Annotated in this window: 22 protein-coding genes; 6 read left to right on the top strand and 16 right to left on the bottom strand. The window is 45.4% G+C overall.

The features are described 5' to 3' along the window. Positions 1 to 14 precede the first annotated feature (14 nt). On the top strand, positions 15 to 566 hold the full coding sequence (locus NX720_RS08860; protein WP_262600771.1) for a hypothetical protein: 552 nt from the start codon (positions 15 to 17) through the stop codon (positions 564 to 566). A 39-nt stretch (positions 567 to 605) separates the two neighbouring features. On the opposite strand, the gene NX720_RS08855 is transcribed toward NX720_RS08860, so the two are convergent. Together NX720_RS08855 and trmB are read right to left on the bottom strand one after the other, a co-directional pair. Continuing rightward, positions 606 to 1,973, bottom strand: coding sequence for an MATE family efflux transporter (locus NX720_RS08855; protein ID WP_262600770.1), 1,368 nt, complete (start codon positions 1,971 to 1,973; stop codon positions 606 to 608). Positions 1,974 to 2,046: 73 nt separating this feature from the next. Then, positions 2,047 to 2,793 carry a tRNA (guanosine(46)-N7)-methyltransferase TrmB gene (gene trmB / locus NX720_RS08850; protein WP_262600769.1) on the bottom strand — a complete coding sequence of 249 codons (747 nt, stop codon included), beginning with the start codon at positions 2,791 to 2,793 and terminating at the stop codon, positions 2,047 to 2,049. A 375-nt stretch (positions 2,794 to 3,168) separates the two neighbouring features. Between trmB and NX720_RS08845 the strand changes: the two genes are divergently transcribed. Next, complete coding sequence (locus tag NX720_RS08845; protein ID WP_262600768.1) at positions 3,169 to 4,686, top strand: IS1182 family transposase; 1,518 nt, start codon at positions 3,169 to 3,171, stop codon at positions 4,684 to 4,686. A gap of 353 nt (positions 4,687 to 5,039) precedes the next feature. Here NX720_RS08845 and NX720_RS08840 read toward each other — a convergent pair whose 3' ends face one another. From NX720_RS08840 to NX720_RS08815, 6 genes are all read right to left on the bottom strand, one after another. Next, positions 5,040 to 6,296: a heme biosynthesis HemY N-terminal domain-containing protein gene (locus NX720_RS08840; protein WP_262600767.1), complete on the bottom strand. Its 1,257-nt coding sequence runs from the start codon at positions 6,294 to 6,296 to the stop codon at positions 5,040 to 5,042. Then, positions 6,293 to 7,642: a uroporphyrinogen-III C-methyltransferase gene (locus tag NX720_RS08835; protein WP_262600766.1), complete on the bottom strand. Its 1,350-nt coding sequence runs from the start codon at positions 7,640 to 7,642 to the stop codon at positions 6,293 to 6,295. Before NX720_RS08835 ends, NX720_RS08840 begins: the two co-directional genes overlap by 4 nt. Beyond that, entirely contained in the window at positions 7,639 to 8,412 is a 774-nt protein-coding gene (locus NX720_RS08830) for a uroporphyrinogen-III synthase (protein ID WP_262600765.1), read from the bottom strand. The genes NX720_RS08835 and NX720_RS08830 overlap by 4 nt, the downstream gene beginning before the upstream one ends. Before the next feature lie 5 nt (positions 8,413 to 8,417). Then, positions 8,418 to 9,341: a hydroxymethylbilane synthase gene (gene hemC / locus NX720_RS08825; RefSeq protein WP_262600764.1), complete on the bottom strand. Its 924-nt coding sequence runs from the start codon at positions 9,339 to 9,341 to the stop codon at positions 8,418 to 8,420. A gap of 119 nt (positions 9,342 to 9,460) precedes the next feature. Then, positions 9,461 to 10,198 carry a LytR/AlgR family response regulator transcription factor gene (locus tag NX720_RS08820; protein ID WP_262600763.1) on the bottom strand — a complete coding sequence of 246 codons (738 nt, stop codon included), beginning with the start codon at positions 10,196 to 10,198 and terminating at the stop codon, positions 9,461 to 9,463. Then, entirely contained in the window at positions 10,195 to 11,328 is a 1,134-nt protein-coding gene (locus tag NX720_RS08815; protein ID WP_262600762.1) for a sensor histidine kinase, read from the bottom strand. The genes NX720_RS08820 and NX720_RS08815 overlap by 4 nt, the downstream gene beginning before the upstream one ends. A gap of 96 nt (positions 11,329 to 11,424) precedes the next feature. On the opposite strand from NX720_RS08815, the gene argH reads away from it, so the two are divergent. Beyond that, positions 11,425 to 12,813, top strand: a complete 1,389-nt coding sequence (argH, locus tag NX720_RS08810) for an argininosuccinate lyase (protein ID WP_262600761.1) — start codon at positions 11,425 to 11,427, stop codon at positions 12,811 to 12,813. On the opposite strand, the gene NX720_RS08805 is transcribed toward argH, so the two are convergent. Next, a complete protein-coding gene (locus tag NX720_RS08805) occupies positions 12,810 to 13,571 on the bottom strand; it encodes a lipopolysaccharide kinase InaA family protein (protein ID WP_262600760.1) in 762 nt (253 codons plus the stop codon). The genes argH and NX720_RS08805 overlap by 4 nt on opposite strands. A 153-nt stretch (positions 13,572 to 13,724) precedes the next feature. On the opposite strand from NX720_RS08805, the gene NX720_RS08800 reads away from it, so the two are divergent. The 3 genes from NX720_RS08800 to NX720_RS08790 are packed head-to-tail and all read left to right on the top strand — an operon-like array spanning position 13,725 to position 17,382. Continuing rightward, positions 13,725 to 15,302 (top strand): acyl-CoA ligase (AMP-forming), exosortase A system-associated, encoded by a 1,578-nt coding sequence (locus NX720_RS08800; RefSeq protein WP_262600759.1) that lies wholly within the window; start codon positions 13,725 to 13,727, stop codon positions 15,300 to 15,302. After that, positions 15,302 to 16,528 carry a pyridoxal-dependent decarboxylase, exosortase A system-associated gene (locus NX720_RS08795; protein WP_262600758.1) on the top strand — a complete coding sequence of 409 codons (1,227 nt, stop codon included), beginning with the start codon at positions 15,302 to 15,304 and terminating at the stop codon, positions 16,526 to 16,528. The genes NX720_RS08800 and NX720_RS08795 overlap by 1 nt, the downstream gene beginning before the upstream one ends. Continuing rightward, positions 16,528 to 17,382: a GNAT family protein gene (locus NX720_RS08790; protein ID WP_262600757.1), complete on the top strand. Its 855-nt coding sequence runs from the start codon at positions 16,528 to 16,530 to the stop codon at positions 17,380 to 17,382. The genes NX720_RS08795 and NX720_RS08790 overlap by 1 nt, the downstream gene beginning before the upstream one ends. A gap of 25 nt (positions 17,383 to 17,407) precedes the next feature. Here NX720_RS08790 and NX720_RS08785 read toward each other — a convergent pair whose 3' ends face one another. The 7 genes from NX720_RS08785 to NX720_RS08755 all read right to left on the bottom strand — a co-directional run bounded on the left by NX720_RS08785 (position 17,408) and on the right by NX720_RS08755 (position 24,098). Further along, positions 17,408 to 17,650 carry an acyl carrier protein gene (locus NX720_RS08785; protein ID WP_262600756.1) on the bottom strand — a complete coding sequence of 81 codons (243 nt, stop codon included), beginning with the start codon at positions 17,648 to 17,650 and terminating at the stop codon, positions 17,408 to 17,410. A 97-nt stretch (positions 17,651 to 17,747) separates the two neighbouring features. Further along, the gene (locus NX720_RS08780; RefSeq protein WP_262600755.1) at positions 17,748 to 18,536 is read right to left on the bottom strand and encodes a glycosyltransferase; all 789 of its coding nucleotides are present in this window, start codon (positions 18,534 to 18,536) and stop codon (positions 17,748 to 17,750) included. A gap of 25 nt (positions 18,537 to 18,561) precedes the next feature. Next, positions 18,562 to 20,040, bottom strand: coding sequence for a hypothetical protein (locus NX720_RS08775; protein ID WP_262600754.1), 1,479 nt, complete (start codon positions 20,038 to 20,040; stop codon positions 18,562 to 18,564). A 14-nt stretch (positions 20,041 to 20,054) separates the two neighbouring features. Next, positions 20,055 to 21,446 carry a PIG-L deacetylase family protein gene (locus NX720_RS08770; RefSeq protein WP_262600753.1) on the bottom strand — a complete coding sequence of 464 codons (1,392 nt, stop codon included), beginning with the start codon at positions 21,444 to 21,446 and terminating at the stop codon, positions 20,055 to 20,057. Between the two features lie 4 nt (positions 21,447 to 21,450). After that, a complete protein-coding gene (locus NX720_RS08765; RefSeq protein ID WP_262600752.1) occupies positions 21,451 to 22,380 on the bottom strand; it encodes a glycosyltransferase family A protein in 930 nt (309 codons plus the stop codon). 12 nt (positions 22,381 to 22,392) lie between these two features. Beyond that, positions 22,393 to 23,349 (bottom strand): lipopolysaccharide kinase InaA family protein, encoded by a 957-nt coding sequence (locus tag NX720_RS08760; RefSeq protein ID WP_262600751.1) that lies wholly within the window; start codon positions 23,347 to 23,349, stop codon positions 22,393 to 22,395. Then, positions 23,349 to 24,098, bottom strand: coding sequence for a lipopolysaccharide kinase InaA family protein (locus tag NX720_RS08755; RefSeq protein ID WP_262600750.1), 750 nt, complete (start codon positions 24,096 to 24,098; stop codon positions 23,349 to 23,351). Before NX720_RS08755 ends, NX720_RS08760 begins: the two co-directional genes overlap by 1 nt. Positions 24,099 to 24,127 lie beyond the last annotated feature (29 nt).

The following is a 24,127-nucleotide window of genomic DNA, read 5'->3' as shown; positions in this document are numbered from 1 at the left end:
GCAGACCGCTTACAATGACGACGTATGATCTGGTCACGCAATTTAAGGGCGTTACAGTTTGGAAGTTCAGCCAAAGTAAGGGAGAAATATACCTGAGAATAAGGCATGGTATATGCGATGCTCTGTGTACCTGCTGGATAAACTATCACGCCTATAACGACAGTCTGGTCAATCATCTGAGGCAATCGGGTCTTGTTTGTCGGGATATTCTAAACCATATGATTTTTTTGCATGACAGTTTCAAAAATAGAACCCCCGTTACAAAGAGTTATGGCTGTTACGCCTATATTGCTTTTGGCGTGAAAGATTTTGCCCTCAAGAGGGATCGTTTCCATGTTGTTGCCGTCTGGTTGGGGGGAGCCAATTATATCAAGGGAGATGTCAGTTTCTTTGAACCTAATTACGGAGAATTCTGGTTCGCATGCAAACAGGACTTTTTCGGTTTTTTCCCGGCGTATTTCCAGTTACGGCGCGCAAAGAGCGCTATTAGTGCATTTCTGCCTGAAGGTAAGAAGGCCGAATGCTGGTTAGTTTCGACTTTTGCCCTGTCGAACAGGGCATTGTAGTGATCTATTTCATACGACAAAGACTTTATAATAGGTTGATTATGCAAGAGCAGTTTGTCTTACTATCGTCGTATTTTTCCATTGATTCAATTTCTGCTTCAGCAGAATGATGCCTACCACAAAGGTTGCTAATTCGCTGACAGGAGCAACGAGCCAGATACCTTCAGAGCCTATCACTAATGGCAAAGTCATCAATAATATAAAGCTCAGTACGCCACCTCTCATTAACGACAGAGTGCCAGCGAGTCGCGGTTGTTCAAGTGCTGTAAAGAAGCCGGAAATCACAATGTTGGCCCCCATCAGAATGAATGCCAGACAGAAGAACTTCATAAACTGGTGCGACAGGCTAATCAGTGCCGCATCATTCAGGAACAGCGCCGCCATGTGGTGACCAAAGAGAAAAATACCTGCGTAAGCTGTCGTGCATATCATCAAGGCTGTTCGAATCGTCAGATTGATGGCTTCAGTGATACGAACATAATCCTGTCGGCCACGCAAAAAGGTGACGATAGGCTGCATACCCTGAGTCAGGCCAATCATAGTCAGCAGCATAAGGTTGTTAGCATAGCCAATTACACTGAATGCTGAGAGTTCAGACTTACCCAGATAAGCCAGAATTATGTTGTTGAACAGGAGCAAAATCAGCCCCGCAGACATTTCGGTAATGCAGTCTGGCCCGCCAATTTTCACAAAGCGGAAAAGTTCTCGGAGTTTTGGCATGGCCCTGACAAATTGCAGGGTGCCGGTTTTGCCGAGATAACCAGTGAAGTGAAGTAACAACAAGGTAGCCTGGGTCATCTGGGCGCAGCCTGTGGCAATAGCGGCTCCACGCAGTCCCATACCCAGCTGGATCACCAGCAGATAATCCAGAACAATGTTCATCACTGCCGCCACACAGATTACCGTCAGTTCCAGTCTGGGGAATCCGTCGACCTTAACAAACACTTCCATGGAATAGGCGACAAGGTAAAAGGTATTGAATAGCAGCAGGGTTTGCAGATATTCAACTACCATAGGAACCAGCTCATCCTTAGCACCTAGCAAAACAGCGATTTCTTCAATGAAGAAATAACTAAGCGTACAAACCAGAATGCCAAAGATCAGCAAGGCATAAATAGTACTTGAGAATAGACGACTAGCGTCCTTATGTTTGCCTTCACCGCGTTTGGCGCCCACAATCGTAGCCGAGCCAATGGTGACCAGAATGGAAATAGCGAACATGATGCTGATATACGGCATCGACAGATTAACCGCCGCCAGTGCATCGGCACCGACACCGCGCCCGACAAACATACCATCGACCATGGTATAAAGTGCAAAAATCCATACGGCCATGGTGGATGGAACCGCGTATCGAAAGAGTGTTTTTCCTATGCTGCCTGATTGCAGGTCAATGGTTTGAGACATGTTTAAATAAGTTGTTGATGGACTTATAGATACCGGTGAGATTGTCATCCCCGCTGTGCGGGGATGAGTGGAATCAGGCGACCCGCTCAAACAGCAGTTCCCAGACTCCATGGCCAAGACGATGACCGCGTTTCTCGAATTTGGTCAGAGGACGGTAATCCGGGCGTGGAGAGTATTCCTGATCACCCGCCAAATTTGTGAATCCTTTCGCGTCGCTCATGACTTCCATCATCTGCTCAGCGTAGTTTTCCCAGTCAGTCGCCAGGTGAATAACACCGCCAACTTTAAGCTTTGGACGCAGCAGTTCAATAAATTTGGCCTGAACCAGGCGACGCTTGTTGTGGCGTTTTTTGTGCCACGGGTCAGGGAAATAAATCTGTACCCGGGACAGGCTGGCGTCTGGAATACACTGTTTCAGCACCTCTACGGCATCGTCGTTGAAAGTCCGAACGTTTGAGAGTCCGGCAGTACTGGCTTCATTCAGCAGGCTGCCAACGCCGGGACGATGCACTTCAACACCGATAAAGTTTTTATCCGTTTCCGCCCCCGCCATGGCAGCCAATGACAAGCCCATGCCGTAGCCGATTTCAAACACAACGGGAGCTTCCCGACCAAAGGTGGCAGCCATATCCAGAGTGCCATCTTTCAGCTCCAGCCCCCATTGGTCCCAGCATTCATCCATGCCACGCTGCTGACCCGCAGTCATGCGACCCTGGCGCAGTACAAAGCTTTTAATTTCCCGGCGCTTGCCGGGCTCGACGGTTTGCTGGGTATCTTTTGCAGAGTCCAGGGCATCGCTGGAGTTGATAGAATCACTCATTGGGCATTCATAGTTCTAAATTGGTAAACCGGCGTAAGATACCGGTCAGGGAATCATTTGAAAATAGCACGATAGCAAAATCGTGCTGTGGATTATTCGGGAGGGCTAGTTGCTGGTGTTAGGAAGAAGCTGACGAATAAGCATCTCAAGTTGGTCAAAGCGTTTGTCTTGTTCATCAAAACGCTTATCGTGTTGATCAAAGCGTAGTTCCAGCCGGTCAAAGCGCCTGTCGTGTTCATCAAAGCGCTTATCGTGCTGATCAAAGCGTTTGCGGGTCTCCTGCTGAAAGCTGTCGAGCCTGTTATCTAGGAGCCTGACCGAGAATAGGATTTATCTGATATAATAGCGTTCAAAACGCAGCCCTGATGAAGCCTGATGTCGCCACCACCAAAATTCAAGGATAGCCCTGTTGAGTTCGACCAGCACCTGCTGTTTCCAACCAACATCTTTGATCTTCTTCCCCAAGATCATGACTGCTACATCTATGAGACCATCTTCCAGAACATTGATACCTCGGAAGTTGAAAAGCAGTACCATCACCTTGGACAGCATGCCTACCCACCCAAGCTGATCGTAGGTATCCTGATCTACGCCTACAGTCATGGTGTATTCAGCTCCCGTGAAATAGAAAAACGGTGTCGGCAGGACTTGGCATTCATGTACATCTCTCAGATGAATTGCCCAAACTTTCGGGTCCTGGGGGACTTCCGCAAAAACAACCTGTCGTTTTTTCATGACTGTTTCAAACAGTCCGTCAAGCTGGCGATGGAGCTGAAACTGGCATCGCTTGGGCATATCAGCCTGGATGGTTCGAAATTCAAAGCCAACAGTTCAAAGCATAAGGCCATGAGCTACGGCCGGCTTAAAGCCAAAGAGGCAGAACTCAGCGCTGAGGTTGATGAACTGATCAAAAAAGCCAGCCAGTGCGATCAGGAAGAAGACGACGCCTACAAAGAAACCAATGGCTACAGTATTCCTGAAGACCTCCTGTTTAAAGAAGAACGGCTGAAGAAAATTAAGGCTGCTAAAAAAGCACTGGAAGAGCGTGAGAAAGCCCTCAATCCGGACGAGCCAATAGACGACAAGAAACAGATTAGCTTTGCAGACCATGATGCCCGGATGATGAGCAAGAAGGGGTACTGCGAATACAGCTACAATGCCCAAATTAATGTAGATGCGGATCACCAGATCATTGTCGGCCAACACATCAGTCAACGCGCCAACGACATACAGGAAGTAGAACCGGCTCTTCAGGCTTTGTCAGAATCTACCGATGGCGCGGCTGTGGATAAATGGAGTATGGACAACGGCTATTTTTCAGGGCCAAATCTGCACACCTTGGATAAACATGGAATAGACGGTTATATCGCTACTGACAAGGAAGAAAAACCGGCTGTTACGGACCTTGAAAATACTGATCGAAAATTTGTCAAAGCGGATTTTACATACAATATTGAAGCTGACGTCTTCATCTGTCCGGCTGGGGAAAAATTGGTTACCAATCCAGCCAGTAAAGCTAAGAGGAAAGGCTACCGGGCAAACAAGGAAGTATGCCGAGAGTGCGCTTACCGCTCCAGATGCAGTGGCTCCAAGAAAAGTGCAGGCAAGGTAATTCGCACAGACAAGTTTGAAACTGCACGACAAGCCATGAATAAAAAAATGGAAACAAGCGAAGCGAAAGCGGTATACGAACGTCGCAAAGTAATAGCGGAACCACCGTTTGGTCAGATAAAAAACTCTGGATTCAGGAGTTTCAGTCTGCGCGGGAAAGAGAAAGTGGAAGCAGAGTTTTCACTGGTATGCACAGTGCATAATTTCAAAAAAATCGTGAAGAAAGCTTCAACGGGGTCACTCCGTCTTGAGGATTTAAAAAAGGTTAAAAAAGCGGCATAAAGGCAAAGAAAAGCTGTAAATTTGCAAAAATGAGCAAATCAACCTCAAAAAGTGGTTGTTTTTTGCTCATTTTGAATTTTGCGAAACCTTTAGGAGGACTGCCTAAGCTATTCTCGGTCAGGCTCCTAGGGATTTAATGTTGCTACCCATCTCTCCAACGGAATGCACAAGATCCGTCAGAGTGTCCCTGATATGGTCTAATTCTGAGTTTGTTTGCTGCCTGGCGTTCTGACCCATAAGGTACTCCCCTGTCAAAAGTAATTAGCAGTAGACACCATAGCAGACAATCATCAGAGCGCCTCTGTCACCGCAGGTAAACACCAGCTCTCAGGTTTTCATGAGAGCCGGATATATCAGATTTTAAATGACTGCAATGATTTGCCGGTACCGGGCAAGTCAATCACGGTATCCGCTGCCAGCAATAAGCCTTCCTGAAAATACCGGTTGCTGGCCTCATGCTCGCCCAGGTGTGCCAGCAGCCTGCCCAGCTCATTATAGGTATCGGCGCGTTTGCTGAATTTCAGGCTGGCTTCAAAGTACTCACGGGCTTTTCCCCAGAGTTCATTACGAAGCGCCAGGCGACCGGCGCTTAATAACAGATCCGGATCGTTTGGACGCTCCTTCAGTATTGATTCTGTGAACAGCAGTTGTCGCTTCAGGTCATTACTGCGTATTTTACCGAACAGGAGAATCAGATCAGCGCTATAACATTTGGGCAGATGTTCCCGCAGAACCGGTGCCGCTTTTTTTTCCAGCCCGAGTTGAACCAGGCTGCTGGCATAACGATAGAGAATTACCGGGTCTCTGCGCTGGGCAGAACTCAGGTCGTTCCAGATACGTTGCAGAGGCTTTGCCCGTTCATCATCAGACATTGCTCCGCGGCTATTGCTGCTGGCCTGCTTAAACAGAGCTTCAAACGATTGGAGTTCCAGTTCCCGGTACTCTTGATCATCGATAACTTTCAGCCGTTTCAGTTTTGGCAGCAAAGCGGCCAGCGACTGCCAGTCATTTAAACGACAATAAACCTGTTTCAGGAGTTTCAGCACAAAAGCGTGACGAGGTTCTTTTTTGTGCATCCGTTTAATGGTTGCCAGAGCCTGCTCCAGCTGTCCGGCAGACAGCTGAATCTGTGCCTGAGTAATACCAATCGCCAGATCAGCACCGGGCGCTTTGTGGTCAGCCCGACGCAGGTAGTCGGTACTGGCGTCGTGATTACCGGCTTCATGGGCGGCACGGGCTGCTGCCAGATACGTCAGCAGAGGTGTTTCACCGGCTTCTGCCGCCTGAACCAGCAGTTTTTCTGCCTTCTTCCAGTGACCATGGGTGAACTCGGCAAAGCCGCGAAGACTCAGCTTCCGGGCATGTCGCTGTTTGGCTCTGGCAGTGAGGGGGTAGATAAAACTGGTAGCGCCAAACAGCATGCGTATCAGCCCGGATACCAGCCAGACGACACCCGCCAACAACAGTATTACCAGGCACAGACCCCAGAGTGTGCTTTCAAAGGTCATGTTTTCATAGGCAATCAACACATAACCTGTGTCGTTTACCATGATGTTGGCCAATAGCAGACAGCCGAAGAGCAGAAGCAGGAACAGAGCAAAGGCTTTCATGAGGTGTGTACCTCGCTATCAGCCTCTTGTTCGTTAGTGGGAGGCGCTTCGTTATCGGGAGCTGCTTCATTATCAGGAGTTGCTTTATTATCAGGAGCTATTTCGGATGATTCCGGAGAGCCTGATGGTTTATCTGAAGACTGGAACTGCTCAATGGCATCCAGGGCTCGATTAATATTCGGTAGTTTGGGGCTGACAGTGACTGACGACAGGGATTGCAGTTCTTTTAGCATACCCAGGGAAGTATCCCCCGACATTTCAAAGTAACGTTGCACCCAGCTTTGTGCCTGCTGCAGGGATTCATCATAGATACCCTGCTCTCTTGCCAGCAGTGCCAGCTTCACCTGTTCGATAAGAAGCTTCAGGTTCTGGCGCATCAGCAGATTGTCTTCAGCCGTCAGCAGAGGCATTGCAGGAGAAGTACGGTCGGTCGTGAAACGGAACAGGCCGGTAAAACTGTCCCAGGTATTTTTTAACATATCGAGCAGAACGCTTTGCCAGCCACTGCTTTCTGTTTCTGTCGCAGGCGCTTCTGTTGAGAGAACTTTTGCCGGGAGAGCTTCGGTTCGGTTGACAGGTGTCGTTCCATTAAATCCTTCTGGTTGTAACAGGGGCAGTTTATCAACCTGATGGCTCAGGGCGGAAAGGCGCAGGTAGATGCCTTCCTGGTCCAGATGCGGCACCATACGCAGTACCGCAAGGTCCTCGGCCAGCGCTTCACGAACCGGAAACAGACTGTAGTCGTCCAGTTCCAGAAGAATGTTGTCGGCATCCTGCAACAACGTTCTGGCACTGATAACGTCGGAGGTCATCAATAGCTTCTGGTTGGCAAGGCGCAGCAGGTATTCCACTTCTGCCAGTTGCCAGCCATCGCGGCTGCTGCCGGCCAGCTCGCGGACATGACGGGAAAGAACATCAATACGGTTCAGCAGGCGGTCGTTGCGTTGTTGCAGAGCTTCTATCTGCTGTTCTACAGGTGAAAGGGTCTGAATGGTTTCCGTCAGTCTGGCCTGCTGACGGGCTATCTGAGACTGCAAGTACTCCTGTTCGCTTTGCAGGGCGGGCTGCCTGTCTTCCAGTGCTTTACCCCGCCAGCCAACGTAGGCCGTGGATGTCAGTGCTGTCAGGGCCATCAGTAATGCCAGCAGAGCGACCAGCAGCGGCAGGCGGGAAGGTTTGGCAACCGTGGCCGTAGCCGCTGTACGGCTTTTTTTGTTGTTATCTGAAGTGTTCGGCTTTGCATCCGTCACTTCAGTACTTTTGTCTTGTACGGAGTCTTTAGGCTGTTTGCTCACATTATTGCTCACATCATCGTTCACATTGTTGTTAACAAGATTGTTGTTCACAAGGAGGCTTCATCGTTGATCTTTTCGAGAACCGATAGCATGGCGGCATGGTCGGCCCCTGCTGCTTTATAAATCTGCCTGAACCCCAGTGCTTCTGCCAGGCGGACGACCCGCTGACCAGGAATCACCAGCCGACAGCGTTCAGGCATTGTCCGGGGGAGAAACTGGCAAAGGTTCCGGACGGTTTCGCCACTGCCCGCAAGAATGACATTAATACCATGATCTGCCAGCTGTTGTCGCACTTCATCGGGCTGATAGTCCGGGCAGCGGCGTTGATAGACCTCAAGAGTATCTATCTGTACGCCTTGCTGGTGCAATGTCCTTTCCAGAAAGTCCCTGCCGCCTTTTCCTTTAATCAGTAACACACGCTGGCCCGTGATGTCCTGAAAATCATCCAGGGCCAACAGGCTTTCACTGTCGCTGCCTTGTTGGGAGCAGGTGGCGGACACATCCAGTCGAGCCAGAGTGTGGCGGGTTGCTTCGCCAATGGCAAACCATTGCTGATGAATGGGGCGCTGTGGCCAGTAATTGTCGATCAGTTCCAGCCCATAGCGGGCTGCGCGCTGGCTGATCACGATCACCTTGTCGTAACGATCCAGTTGCTGCACCCGTTCACGCATCACCGGAGTTTCAGCTAATGCGGCAATGTCCAGCATAGGCAGCACTAAAGCTTTACCACCCTGCCGGTGGATGCGTTCAGCCAGCCTGTCACCCTCTGGTTGAGGACGGGTAACCAGGGCGCGAATATGGTTGAGTGTTGCATCAAACATAGCTATCACTCATGCATTAATTCATTGAGGATTCGGTCTGCGCCTTTCTGTAGCAGTTTTTCCGCTACCTGAATACCGGCCGTTTCCCCTTCGCTGCGGTGACAATGGGTTTGTGCCTCCAGAAGCAGACGGCCATCGGGTTGGCCGACCAGCCCTCGGATAAACAGTTCGTCGCCCTGTAATTCGGAATAGCAGGCAATCGGCACCTGGCAGCCCCCGTTCAGGCGGCGATTCATGGCGCGCTCAGCCAGTACCCGGTCAGCCGTGTCCTGATCGTGCAGAGGCTCAAGCAGTTGTCGGATGGTTTTATCATCACTACGAATTTCAATGCCAACAGCGCCCTGCCCGGCTGCTGGCAGACACTGTTCAGTGGTCAGGCAGTTACGAATTCGATCCGCCATATCCAGACGAATCAGGCCGGCGGCAGCCAGAATGATGGCGTCGTATTCTCCATTATCGAGTTTGGCGAGCCGGGTGTTCACGTTGCCACGCAGAAAACGAATGGTCAGATCCGGGCGAAGCTTTAGTAACTGACATTGACGGCGCAGGCTGGAGGTGCCCACCACGGCACCTTCCGGCAGTTCTTCAAGATGGTTGTAGTGGTTGGAAACAAAGGCGTCCAGAGGGTTTTCCCGTGGACAGATGGTGGCTAACCCCAGTCCGTCAGGAAACGACATGGGCACGTCTTTCATGGAATGCACGGCAATATCGGCACGTCCCGCCAGCAAAGAGTTTTCCAGCTCTTTGACAAACAGCCCCTTGCCACCAATCTTTGCCAGGGGAGCATCAAGGATACGATCGCCTTTGCTGGTCATTTTCACCAGCTCAACAGAAAGTTTCGGATGGAAATGTTCCAGACGCTCTCTAACGTATTCTGCCTGCCAGAGAGCGAGGGCGCTTTTTCGGGTAGCGATGCGGACGGTCTTCATGAATGGTTTTACTGCCTGTCTGCCCGACGGTATAACGGGCTTGTTATTAATAATGGTTATTAGTACTGATTTGCGAATGTTTCCGATGATACGACAGGAAGGGGGTAGACCCAACCACTCTATAGGGTCTGCATGATTTTTTTCATCAGAGGAACATGACGTCGGCTGACAGAGATTGGTTTGTCCACATGGGTTAGCTGGAGACTGTAATGCCCGTTTTCATCCCTCAGCATGCGCTCGATCAGGCTTTTGCGTACCAGGGCGTTGCGGTGAATCCGCACGAAGCTGGCGCTGAATTCCTGCTCCAGTTCTTTCAGGGGATCGTCAATTAAGGTTTCGCCATGCTCATGGAAAACGGTCACGTATTTGCTGTCGGCCATAAAGTAATAGATGGAATCCAGCGGCACCAGTTCGATACCTTTCAGGGTTTTGGCGGATATATGGTTGCGCGTACTGCTGCCGGGCAGGGAACCTTGCAGCTGGTTCAGCTGAGCCAGGTTAATGTTGCTGGCACGTTGGAGAGACTGTAGCAGATCGTCGGCCTTCACAGGCTTGAGCAGGTAACCCACCGCCTGCACATTAAAGGCTTCAATGGCGTGGGTGTCATAGGCGGTGCAGAAAATAATGGCGGGAGGCTGTTCCATTTCGGCCAGAAGGCTTGCCGTTTCCAGCCCACCCATCCCCGGCATGCGAATATCCATCAGCACAATATCGGGCTGAAATTCCCTGGTGAGCTGTATGGCTTCGTAGCCGTTGCTAGCCTCTTTTTCCAGCGGCTGAAACCCTTCCAGACGGTTGAGTAGATGGCGAACCCGGTCACGAGCCAGAGGTTCATCATCGGTAATCAGTATTTTCATGCTGTAGATAACTTATTTTTTGGGTAGCTGATAATGGTCTCGTAAATCTCTGCTCCGTCGTTCAGGGTCAGATGCGCGTCGATGCTGGCTTGGTGGCCATAGAGCAACTGCAATCGTGATCTGATGTTTTCCAGTGCCAGCCGGTTACCCTGTTCTACGGCCTGTTCGCTGTTTTCCGGCACTGGGTTTTGCACCCTGATAGTTACTTTATCGTTATCAAGCGCAATATCTACACTCACCGTGCCACCTTGCTGCCTTGGCTGGATGCCGTGGTAAACCGCGTTCTCGACAACCGGTTGCAACGTCAGGGGAGGGATGGTCAGGTTAGCTGGCAGGGTTTCAGGTAAATTGTGAAAGCGCCATTCGCTGTTGAGGCGGTCACCCAACCGGTGCTTTTCAATCCTCAGGTAGCCCTGGCACAGTTCGATTTCACGGCTGAGGGAGATCAGGCTTCCGGCTTCCTGAAGACTGGAACGAAACAGGTCGGACAGGTCCTCAACCGCCTCTTCTGCCTTGTCCTGATTGATATGAATCAGGCTGGCAATAATATTCATACTGTTAAACAGAAAGTGTGGGCGAATACGTGCCTGCAACGCCTGAAAGCGTGCGTTGGCGTTAGCGGTTTCCTGTTGGGAAGCTTCGTGTTGAATATAGAAATAGCGCAGCAGCATGGCGGTCAGGATCAGAGCGATAACGCCGTGACGCAACAGTTGATGCCCGTCAGGAAAGGTCAGCAGGGTATCTTTCCACAGAAATCCTTGCGTCAATGAAAGTGTCAATGAGAGCGCCAGAAAGTGCGCTAATAAGGTAACGATGAGGGTTATGATCACAACCGTTAGCAGTACCGAAGAGACAATGACAGTCGTTGGCGAGTTGTGAAGTAATCGTCGTAACCGGCAGAGCGCCGCTGCACTGCTCAGGACAATCCACTGCACAAACAGCGAATTGGTGGCCAGCCGGTTCCAGTCGAAGTCGTAGCTGTCGGGAAGCTGGCTGCCTGGAAAGGCCAGCACCTGGGTTAACACAAACAGCTCGGCCACCAGCACCAGCATAAAAATTGCCGGAGTGTGGCACAGGTTGGGAATAAACAGGTTGTCTCTGTTTTTGTTACTAAGGGTGGCGTCGGGCATGGGATGATTAAATTGTTCTTATTGATGCCTGTTCCTATAATGCCGTAGCCGGAGTTGTAAGTACAAAGCTTACAGAAGAAACAAAAGAGGTTAGACATGTCTGATAACAGTAATCAGCAATGGGGTGGACGGTTCAGCGAAGGGGTGGATGCGTTTGTGGCTCGCTTCACGGCATCCATTGATTTTGATTGCCGCCTGTATCAACACGACATTGCTGGTTCCATGGCGCATGCCCGTATGCTGCACAAGGCAGGCATTCTGACCGGTGAGGAGCAGGACGCTATTATCGGCGGTTTGAACGGTATTCTGGAAGATATTGAGCAGGGCAATATCGACTGGTCCGTTAAGCTGGAAGACATTCACATGAATATCGAGGCGCGCCTGACGGATCGTATCGGTGATGCCGGTAAAAAGCTGCACACGGGGCGTTCCAGAAATGATCAGGTGGCCACGGATATACGTCTCTGGCTGCGCGATGAAATCGACAACATTAATCAGGAGCTAAACCGTTTTCAGCGCGGCTTGCTGGATCTGGCTGAACGTGAGGCTGAAACCATTATGCCCGGCTTTACTCATCTGCAAACGGCGCAACCAGTGACCTTTGGTCATCACCTGATGGCCTGGTATGAAATGCTGTCGCGTGATCGTGAACGTTTGCAGGATTGTCGTAAGCGTGTGAATGTTTCTCCCCTGGGCGCTGCGGCACTGGCGGGAACCACTTATCCAATTGACCGTGAATTTACCGCACAACAACTGGGCTTTGACCGGCCTACCCGTAATTCACTGGATTCTGTCAGTGACCGGGACTTTGCCATTGAGTTCTGCGCTGCCGGGGCTTTGATCATGACACACCTGTCCAGAATGTCGGAAGAGCTGGTGTTGTGGGCATCGGCCCAGTTCAATTTTATTGATCTGCCAGATCGCTTCTGTACCGGATCATCCATTATGCCCCAGAAGAAAAATCCAGATGTTCCAGAGCTGGTGCGGGGTAAAACCGGTCGGGTTAATGGTCATCTGATATCGTTGCTGACTCTGATGAAATCCCAGCCCCTGGCGTACAACAAGGATAATCAGGAAGATAAAGAGCCTCTGTTTGATACGGTAGACACTCTGAAAGACTGTCTTCGGGCGTTCGCTGACATGGTTCCACATATCGAAGCGAAAAAAGTGCCGATGGCTGACGCCGCCCGTCGTGGGTTCAGTACCGCAACCGACCTGGCGGATTATCTGGTGAGAAAAGGTATGCCTTTCCGTAATGCCCATGAAGTCGTGGGTAAGTCGGTGGCTTATGGTATTGGGCAGGGCAAAGACCTGTCTGAAATGACCCTTGAGGAATTACAGGGTTTTTCTGACACCATTACGGACGATGTTTTTGAGGTGCTGACTCTGGAAGGTTCGGTCAGTGCCCGTAATCATATGGGGGGCACTGCGCCGGAGCAGGTGCGGCAGGCGGTTCGGGATGCTCGTAAAGTTTTAAAAGTCTAGTGTCGTTTGTCGGCAACGCTGCTGACGTTGCCACCGCCACCCCAGTAATCCTGTTTTTTTACCAGATTGATAACATCGTAGGCGAGTGCCTTTTGTTCCTGCTTGTTGAAGCGACCGTAAGCGTCATTGTAAATGTTGAAAAACGTGATTCGGTCTTTTGCCGTAAATTCCCGAAAGCTTAGTTTTTTAGCCAGCTGTACCAGGTTTTTCTTTACCTGCTTCATGGGTATTTTTTTGTGGTAGTAGCTGTTTCGTTCAATATCAATCATGACGAAATGTCCCTCTTCGGTAGGCTCCATCAGGATATTTCCCGGACGCAGGTCGCCATGAACAATGCCAGCTTTATGCATTTTTCCAATATAACGTGCAAAGGAAACAATCCACTTCTGGCGTTGGAGCTCGTCAATAGTTGAATCGTTGCGCAGGAGAAAGTCAGGAACTTCTTTTCTGGGACCTGATGCTGTGATCAGGTAGCCATTTTTATTGCCGAATGTGCCTGATGCTACAACTTCTGGCACATCAAAGCCTTTCTTTCTGGCAATATTGGCTTGCCTGATCCAGCGCTCACTGCGGCTACCGCGAATCATCGCCTTGATGTTTTCCATTCGACTGCGAGGCAGGAACTCCTTGAAATAGAGTTCTTCCGAGCCATTGTATTTGGCAACCTTGGCCATAGTTGAAGAACGAACCCATTCCCAGTTTTCAGGCAGCTGGTTGGCCTCAAGCTTAGCGAGAGCATTTGTAAAATCTACAGTCATATTATTTTAACCACTGTATTGGCTATATTTTCAGTGGGACGATAATACAAGAATAAAAAAATAGGAACTATTGACAAATGTAGCGATCTCACTGATTACAAGTGCTTTGTTTGTTACAATCCTCCGTTATTTCTCCTTTACTTGGACCGATGTATGAGTCAGCTTCTCCACCAGTTGCTTCTGGATCAGGCAGAGAAAACACCGGATGCTCTGGCGCTGGGTGTCAAAACACAGTGGTATGATTATGCATCTGTTGCCAATCATGTGAAACGTGTTGCCACTGGTTTGCAGCAGCTTGGGCTGGCTCGTTATGAGAGGGTCGCCATTTACCTGCCTAAAACGGCAGAAGCCGTGTTTAGTTTTTTTGGCGCGACCGCTGCGGGCGGTGTTATGGTGCCTGTGAATCCGGTGCTGAAGGCCCGGCAGGTCGTACATATTCTGAAAGACTGCAATGTCCGCATTCTGGTGACCAATAAAGCCCGATACAATCAGCTGCAGCCGTTGCTGAGAGAGTGTCATGACCTGATTCGGGTAATTATAGTAGACCTTGGTCGTGTTGATGATGATTTAGCAGTAACCTGGAATGATTTTTCGGGCAGTGCAGAACAGTGGTTGCCCTCATCAAGTATTGACGCTGACATGGCTGCCATCCTCTACACGTCTGGCAGTACTGGAAAGCCTAAAGGTGTCGTATTATCCCATCGCAATATGGTGACCGGTGCTCACAGTGTGGCAGAGTACCTGCAAAATACAGCGGATGACCGGTTGTTGTGTGTGCTTCCATTCAGCTTTGATTATGGTTTCAGTCAGCTGACCACGGCCTTTTCGGTGGGGGCGAGTTGTTATCTGCTCGAATATCTGTTGCCAGGAGATATCGTTAAAGCGGTTGAAAAGCAGGGCATTACGGGTCTGGCACTGGTTCCGCCGCTGTGGGTTCAGCTGGCTGACCTGGAGTGGCAGGAAACAGGTCATGGCCTGCGTTATTTCACCAATTCTGGTGGTGCTATGCCGACTGCAACCTTGTCTGCTTTAAGAGAGCGATTGCCCAATGCTTCTCCGTATCTGATGTATGGTCTGACAGAAGCCTTCCGCTCCAGTTACCTGGCTCCCTCTGAAGTAGACAGCCGTCCGACGTCTATGGGCAAGGCGATTCCTAATGCCGAGCTGTTAGTGGTGAATGAAGAAGGAGAAGAGTGCCAGCCAAACGAGCCCGGTGAACTGGTTCATCGTGGTGGTCTGGTGGCAATGGGCTATTGGAATGATCCGGAGCGCACTAATGAACGTTTTAAACCTGCTCCCACGGCGTTTAAGGAAATTCCAACGCCTGAACTGGCAGTATGGTCCGGTGATGTTGTGAAAAAGGACGACGATGGTTTTTTGTATTTTATTGGACGTCGTGACGATATGATCAAAACCTCCGGCTACCGTGTCAGCCCCAGCGAGCTCGAAGAGGTGGTTTACGCGTCTGGCCTGATTGCAGAAGTGGCTGCCATTGGTCTTGCCCATGAACGTCTTGGGCAGGCGGTTGTTCTGGTGGTTGTGTGCAATGATGGACAGCTATTCGATGAAAAAGCCGTCATCAAATATTGCCAGCAGCACTTACCCGCCTATATGGTGCCTGCCAGGGTGATCGAAAAACAGAGCCTTGCCCGGAATCCCAATGGCAAGATTGACCGGAAAGTATTGACTGAAGAGTACAAAAGCCTGTTCAGTGCAACAGGAGTGAAGTAATGAGTAAAAAACATGACCGGCTTGGCCGAATCAATGTTCTTAATAATGAACTGCGGATAGCTGACAGGAAGGCTTCAGAGCTGGTTAACATTGCGGGGGGAACACCGCTTTATGTTTACAGTCGGACAGAGCTAAGCGACAGAGTTAAAGTATTGCGTACCGCCATGCCGGAAGCCCTGAAGCTGCATTATGCGATCAAGGCCAACCCAATGCCTGCTGTCGTGCAACACATGTCTACCATGTTGGATGGGCTGGATGTCGCTTCACACAAAGAGATGCTGGTGGCTCTGGGAACGGGTATATCACCGGAAATGATCAGCTTTGCAGGTCCCGCTAAACAGCCTGGAGAGTTGAGGGCTGCGGCGGCTGCGGGAATTGTCCTGAATGTTGAATCTGTTCTGGAGCTGGAAAGGCTTTATGCCATCGGTGAAGAACTGGGCATCAGGCCAAATGTAGCATTCCGTGTCAATCCGGATTTTGAACTGAAATCTTCTGGTATGAAAATGGCTGGAGGGCCTAAGCAGTTTGGAATTGATGCGGAATTAATGCCAGACATTCTGGCAGGACTGGATACAGCAAAAATTAATTTTAAGGGCTTTCATATTTTTTCAGGCTCACAGAACCTAAAAGCTGATGCGCTGATTGAGGCTCATGACAAGACCTTTGAGCTGGCTGCCAGGTTAACGGACCTGGCCCCGGCGAAAGTGGAGCACGTCAATATTGGTGGTGGTCTTGGTATCCCCTATTTTCCGGGAGAAAAAACACTGGATGTGACGCCGGTGGCTGAAAACCTTCAACGTTTGCTGGATTCCAGAGAGGGGGATTTCAGGAACACTGAAATTGTTATGGAGTTAGGGCGCTATTTTGTCGGGGAAGCCGGATACTACCTCTGCAAAGTAACCGACAAAAAGGTGTCCCGAGGTCAGGCTTACCTGATGACCGATGGTGGTTTACACCATAATTTGTCTAATTCTGGCAATTTTGGCCAGGTGATTCGCAAGAATTATCCGGTGCTGATTGCCAACCGTGTCGATGGTGATAAAAAGGAAAAAGTCGAGATTGTCGGCCCTTTATGTACGCCTCTGGATATTGTTGGCGCAAAACTTGAGCTTCCTGAAGCACAGGTAGAGGACTTTATTGTTGTGTTTCAGTCGGGGGCTTACGGTGCAACCGCCAGTCCACAGGATTTTCTGAGTCATCCCCATGTCCGGGAGTTGCTGATCTGATGTCTGCACCTGCATTGCCTAAAGCGAAGGTCAGGGCTGCAACGGCAGAAGACTTTGATGCCGTTTATCCATTGTTACAGGAATTGAACAGCACACGGTTTACCCGCGAAATCTGGCAACGACTGTTTACCAACCTCTGGCAACAGGAAGACTGGTGTCCGGGCTATGTGCTGGATAATGGTGAGGCGGTGGTTGGTTTTCTGGGCGGGCTGAATTCGACGACTGTACTGGACGGGGAAGCTCACGCGGTTTGCAACCTGACAGCGTGGATCGTTAATGATGATTACCGTAGTAACTCTATCATGTTGCTGATGCCGTTTCTTAAGCGTAAGAATACCAGCCTGACCAGTCTGACCTCTTCTCCTGAAGCTTATAAGGTGTATAAAAAACTGGGGTTTAAGGATGTAGAGACTGGCTGCCGGATTATTTATCCTCTGCCGTCTTTTAGCAGGAAGTACAACGTGCTTTCGGCAAAAGATGAAGTATTGGGGGGATTAAGCGAGAAGGAAAAGAAGGTATTTGCTGATCATGAGGCGCTGGATGTAAAGCAGGTGGTGATCAGTGATGGGCAAGAGCATTGCTATCTTCTAATGACTCGACGCCTGGGGCGTGGTCATATTCAGATGATTAGCAATGTTGAACTGTTCAGGAAGGCCGTTGGAGCAACGTGCGGATCAATCTGTAAGCGTATTGATGTTAAGTCGTTACAGGTCGATGAGCGTTTTCTGGGGGGGCAGAAGATTCTGCTGTCGCGTAGAAAGGTGTTTTCACAGCCTAAGCAGGTTCGGGGTAAGCTGTCTGCTTTGCAGGTCAATGGGGCTTATTCTGAGCTTTCAATACTGGCTACACCCTGAGGGTGTAGCCAGTACAGTATGCTGATCAGGAACGATCCTGATTGACATAATCCAGCAGGCTGCCAACTGTTTCGAAAATAGTTGCATCGATATCATCGTCTGCAACGTCTATTCCGAAAGATTCCTCCAGTGCTGTGATGACGCCGACAACGGCCATGGAATCGAATTCCGGGAGAGCTCCCAGAAGTTCGGTCGATTCATCAAAATTATTGGTATCAACTTCCAGCACATTTGCCAGAATAGAATTTAATTCTTCAATTTTAGCCATATTGGTCTCAGTAACGGTACAGCAAAGAGGGATTAATGCTGAGTGAACTTTAAACAGTTTTATTTAATGGTTCAATAGTTGATATAAATAAGAGTTACTATAAATATTTTTCTTTTAAGTGTTCAATAAGGGAGTTTTTTGAAAAAGTACTGTTTTTGTCAAACCCTTCCTTCGTTCTGAACATTTCATTCCAAAGGTGAATTGCGTATGAATCTGAAAATAAATCTAAGTCATTTTTAAATGTGTCATCAAATATTGAGTCCCAGTTTGTGTGAGAGACTGGAAAGAAGTAAGTGAAAGGTTTGGCAAGGTCAAACATATTATGATGTTTGAGCGCTTTTGTAAAACCTGCGGGACCACCGGATTCACCCCAACCTATTTTTTCTCTCTTATTACCTTTAAGGTATTTCCGAATGATTTTCTTTTTAATCATTTTCTTATCGTCATAAGGCAGTATAGTGTTAGGGTTTTTACAGATATCAGCAACAAATCGGGATAGTCCATTACCTTTAGTTAATTTCATAACTGCACTGTTTACAGATTCAAACGACTCTTTAGAAAAGATAACCGGTTCATCATCGAAATCAAAAGGTTTTAAACAAATGATATCCGTATCAACCCAAAAACCACCTTTTTTATAGATAAGCTCATGCCTGAACCAATCTGAAAAGCCAGCATAGCTCCCGTTGTGATAGGTAAATATATATTTTTCTTTCAGGATATCTCTGGCATCACAAATGTTGGTGCCAGCTGGTATATTTTTTACGTCACTATAAACATACAAATTGAACTGGTGGCCATTTTTCAAAAAAGAATTGATGCAGAGCTGTTCATTTATTGATAGTTTATCACCGATCCATAAGGACTGGATTATATCTTTAGACATAGTTATCAACTTACTTTAAAAAGTATTATATTTTAGTTAAAACGATGGTGAAGTCATTTTTATTATTGTAAAACCTCTTACTCTCTTTCCATAAACCATAGTCTTTGATTTTTGATAAAGTATGTTTATCCTTTCTTCGGATATTAAAAAGCAATATATCCGCATTTTTATTAATGTTATCCAGATTGATTTCAGGAGTACTAATATAGTTTCCATTTACAAGATAGTTTAATCTTGGATCATTGGTAACTATTAAATGATTGTCAGGATATGTGCTGTTTACCCATTCAGCAGCATCAGTAATGTATTTTTTACTAGTATGATTGAAGCTGACAGTGCTATCAATAAATGAAGCAAAAATAAGGAAATAAGCTAAATACTTTTTTCTTTTATTGTTAAGTATATTTTTGTAAAAAATGTAAGTTACAGGCAATAAAGAAATAAGTGAAATTAAAACTGTGTATCTTGGAGAAAGGAAATAATGCTTGTAGACAAAAAGTATAATAGGCAAGCTAAAAGATATTGTTAAAAAAATAATTATAGTGTTTTCTTTTATCCAGTTTATAAAACATTTGGCATCAAGCAAGATTGCAACTAAATATAAAGTTCCCAAGCTGGCAATAATATTTAATAAAAAAATGGAAGTGATGCCTGCAATCATGAAATGTACGGAATAGTGGTGACTGTATTTAGGAAGGAAATAATTGTTTAAGATTTCTGCACCTGTAAAAATGCTCTCCAATGTTCTGTCAAACCTTACAGCTTTTAAAATATCAGTGGCTAGTTTAGTGTCTCTCAGTAAATAGAAAGTGCAATATAGAGTTAATATCGAAGAGGCTAAAATTATAATTGATGTTAATTTGTTTCTGGATATTGTTTTGATGAAATTAGTTGTACAGCAAATAAAAATAACTGGGAATAAGAAAAAATGGATTATACCTTCTGGCCTGAAAATAATACTAATGGATAACGCCATTAATGAAAAAATTACTTTTTTCCAGTTTTTTGAATAAATTGCCTGAATAAGAAACAAGGTGGCCAGCAATGCAAATGCCCAATAGCTGTGATCCCTGATGATGTCATCTCTGTGCTTATTTATAGTGGCAGCACATAAAAAAACAACAGAAGCTATTGGTAAGGCTTTTATTGGGAGAACAAGTTCTGCTATTTTGATAAATGCATACGCAATTAATCCGTAAGAGAGTATGGAAATCAGGTAAAAGCTATTAGCTAATGAAAAACCCAAAAAACTATGTATGTATGCTGCAATAATAGGAAAAAATGGCCAGTTATACTGTGCCATTGCTGCAGCAAATCCTTGTTTTAAAAATATTCCTGCAATATCAATATAATAAAAGCCATCTTTATTGATAAGTTCGACATTTGCGATGTAATAAAAACTCAATAGTATTGATGCTATAACTGTAAAATACGTTATTTTTACTATATCTTGATGTTTTGCTATTGATAGCTTGTTGTAATTTTCTTGATAAGATAGTGACATATTAGATAAAATGGTTAATTAAATTTGCTTGTAATGAAAAATTCATTATTTTTTACAGACTTTCGGAAAAATTCATCATGACCATAGTCTGGAATGTAACGACGGATAAATAATTGTTGTATTTTTTTTCGTAACCATTTTTTTAATTTAACAGGTCTGTTTAAGTCATGATTCATTTCCAAAGATATTAGTTTGTTTTTTTGGTTTCTAGCTGATAGTTGTATAGACTGAAAGCCGCTGATCTTGAGATGATTGTCAATTACAGGCGGAACAGAAATCAAGGTGTGAGGAGGGCCAAACGGATATAAATCGGTGGACTCAAGATGGTTGGCATAATAGAAAAAATCAACATTTTTAATGCCTGAAGCTTTTAAAGCTTGTTTTATAGCCTTAGTCGTATACTTGTGGTCATCATGGCTATCAAGAGTTGGGTGTGGTGTAACTATGATATCAGGTTTAACGAGGTGAATAAGCTCATTCAGGTCAGAGACGAGTTGGTTCCAACTGGTCTTTCCGTTTTTGTCCGACTTAAGCGTAAATGGATTGAACTCCCTGAATACTCTAGAGTCATTGATATCAGCATATGGTGAATGAACAGATTGGTCTGGGTTTTCAAACATTTTTTTTAATTGTTTACAATAATAACCTAGCTGAATACACTGGTCTCTTGAGATTCCAGCCCATAAAGGAATTGCAATACTGTCCCATGCTCTGACACGGCCTTTTAATAATGCGGCTGATGAAGAGTCAGAATCGTATTTTCTAAAGGTTTCTGGTTCAGCTTCCCCGGCAGTAACAGTTACAAGAAAACAGTCTGTAGTGCTGTATAATCCAAACGCTGCTATTTCTGCATCATCAGGGTGTGGAGCAATACACATGATTTTCTTATTATCGATATCAATTTTTGGACTTATGATTAACTCAGAATCAGAAAAGTCCAATTGACAATAGTGGCCAATAATTTTTATCTCTGCTTCTATCGTGCCAGGTTCTAGAGAGTGAGTAATATTTATATAGCGATAGGTGTTGCAACCTCTTTCAAAGTATTGAACTTGAGTATCAATTTCTGAATCTGTTTTCAATTTAACATAAGGATCGAAAAAAAAGCTTGAGGGGGATTTTTTTATTCTTACTTTGCATAGGATGTTATAGCCATCCTGCCATTTTTTAGGAATGGATAATACATTGTCATTGACAACTGCGGTCTCTTTAATGCAACCATCAAATGTCCAGCTATATTCTTTATTCTGATCGTAGTATATGTGGTCACTAAATATTAGTTCGTGAAATAAATATAGGAATACTAAGCAGGCAAAGCCTGGCAGGAAGTGATTGTTAATCAAAAAAAGAAATAATGTGGCTAAGCAAAATAACAGATAAATGTGCTTGGTTTTCAGTTTTTTCATGCTGTTATCTTTTTTTTAGCTGTGAATGGGTTTTAAATAGAAAACATTTTAGTGCTTTTCTTAAATAAGATAGTTTTATAATTATGGCGGGATTATTTGTAAGAGACTTTTTGTAAAAAACAAGGGCTTCTTTGTATCTTCCTCCGAGATAAAGAGTTCTGAAAATACTAAGATATCGAAGGGATGTATATATTTTTTTATATTTTAGCAATTGTTCTGGTAATCTGTTTTTTGAAAAGATTTCATCGACATTAGATATTCCTGTTTCTAGTTCCAATTCTATGTTGTTTCTCATGCTGTCAGGGTGCTTATGAATCAAAGCAATAGGCTGATTAATAACAATGCAACTATAGTTTGTAAGAATAAATGTAAAAACAGGAATGTCTTCAACGCACTTAAGGTGTTCTGGATACCTGTATTGTTTGAAAACTTCTCTATGAATTGCAATTGAGCCATTAGCAATTGGAAAATTTTCATCAAGAAGATATTGCTTGAAGCGAGCTTCTATATCATTCTTTAGTGCGGGTTTAAACCTTTTTTTCCTTTTGCCATCTGGGTAAATTGAGATATGTTGACCAATGATAGAATGTATGCCCGGGTTGTCTTTGACTGTACTAAGGATATAGTAAACAGCATTTTCATACAGTTCATCATCTGCATCAAGAAATAGCAGATAATCACCATTGCTTGCGTCAATTCCCCGGTTTCTTGTTCCTGCTAACCCCTTATTTGTTTGATGAATAATGCTAATTTTTTCCTGGTACTTATCTTTAAGCTTATCCGTTACGTTTTCTGTGTTATCTGTTGATCCATCATTTATAATGATTACTTCAATGTCTTTATTAAATTGCGCAATAACAGAGTTTACAGCTCTGGTAAGAGTGTGTGCATAATTGTATGCAGGTATTATTATACTGAGAATAGGCTTATTCATTAATAATAAATATCAATATTTTAAGTTAGATCTTAATTTATTTAAAATTGGTTTAAATAATGACTTTGCATAATCTTCATTCATCCAATTCTTTTCGAATCTATTGAGGTCTTTTTTATTTAATCTGGAATAAAAAAAATTATGTGTGTGTGACCTGAATGAATCCAAATCTACAAGCATTACTTGATCACTAGTTATGATGAAATTTTGCCCTTTTAGGTCACCATGTGATAGCAATGCACGCTGCAAAGTATAAAGAATTTTTTCAACATCATCGGCTGCAGGTTGCCATTTTGAATTTGGTAAGGAACCTTCTGCAAAAAAGTTCATTGCATGGACTGATTCAATATATTCATGGACTATATAGCTTGATTTTTTTATTGGGCCTATACGATCTTCAATTAAGGCTAATGGTTCAGGAGTTGCTATACCATAGTATTTTAAAATATTTGCAGCGTGCCAGGCGTTTTCTGCTCTGGATGGAATAATACTTCTAACAATACTGTAGAGGTGGCCTTTTGAATTATACCTTTTAATAAAAAACTTTTTTTTATTGTTGCTTATATTGACTTCAACAATTGCTGCTGTAGTAGCAATGTCATCTTTCAATTTTTTTCCAAGCTGTATGTATAAGTCTGGATTGCCTAGAAGCTTGTCAAGATGGCAACATTGCTTTTGTTTTTTTTTTACCTCCAGCTTTTTCCATTCTTTTTTAAAATCTGAGCATGGATATGATGAAAGTGGAAAATTAGGCTCGTTAGCTTTTCTTATTTTCTGAATGTAATGAAGGATTTTTTTGCTGTTAAATTTAAGGCTTTTCAATTCTATGGCAAAAACAGAGTCATGCTTAGGCGTAAAGCCTGCCAAGTCTCTGGCAATATCTTTATTAGATTTTAATGTTTTAGTGGTTAATTCAATTGCTTTATTAGCATTGATGTCTTTGATCAATTCTTTTACTTCATGTGACACTATTCGCGTCCCTCAAAAAAAGATAGTATTTTTTTTATTCGCCTTTTATCTCCATTATTTATCTTCCTTCCAATGTATCTGCTGTAGAATCTCATTCTCTGGCTTTTACTTAACTTCTTTTTTCCGATTTTATCAAGACATGCCAAGTCTTTTATGATTCCTCGCTCTAAGAAAATAGATGCAACTTTTGTTCCGGCAGGACAGTCAATAAGTGCTATTCTTGGTTTTTCTTCTATAGTTACCAGTATATTTCGCCATTTGAAATCAGTATGTATAAAGTTGTTCTGATGTAGTGTTCTTGCCGCTGATGCGACTTGGTCAATAACTTGGTTCATCCAGTTATGGTTTTTTAATAAATAATCATGATGTTGCTCTAACTGACGCATATCCAAGCTGTTATCAAACTCTTCTGTTATTGCTGCCCCTCTTTTAAAAAGACCTGAACACCTTTCTTCACCATACGCAACGACTTCAGCAGCGGGAACTCCTAAATCATGAAATGTCAGTAAGTTTTCCCACTCTGCTCTTATACGGCTACGGCCAATATATTTCCTTATTCCTTTTCCACCCAAGGTATAACGTTTGACATAGTAATGCTTATCTTGAATTTTCACTCTAATGATATCACTGAGCTTATCATCATTTACATACTCACCCTTCAGGGTGAACACTTTCTCTAGTGATGAAAATACTTCACCCACAGGAGTGTTTTTAATTAAGTTGGTGACAGTCCAGGAGGAAGTTGTCATTGGGGCTCGCTTAATGCTAAAAACTCAAT

Origin of the sequence: Endozoicomonas euniceicola (genome assembly GCF_025562755.1) — a bacterium.
GTDB classification, from domain to species: domain Bacteria; phylum Pseudomonadota; class Gammaproteobacteria; order Pseudomonadales; family Endozoicomonadaceae; genus Endozoicomonas_A; species Endozoicomonas_A euniceicola.
Note: the sequence above shows the minus strand (reverse complement) of the source record. Positions and strands in the feature narration are given on the sequence as shown.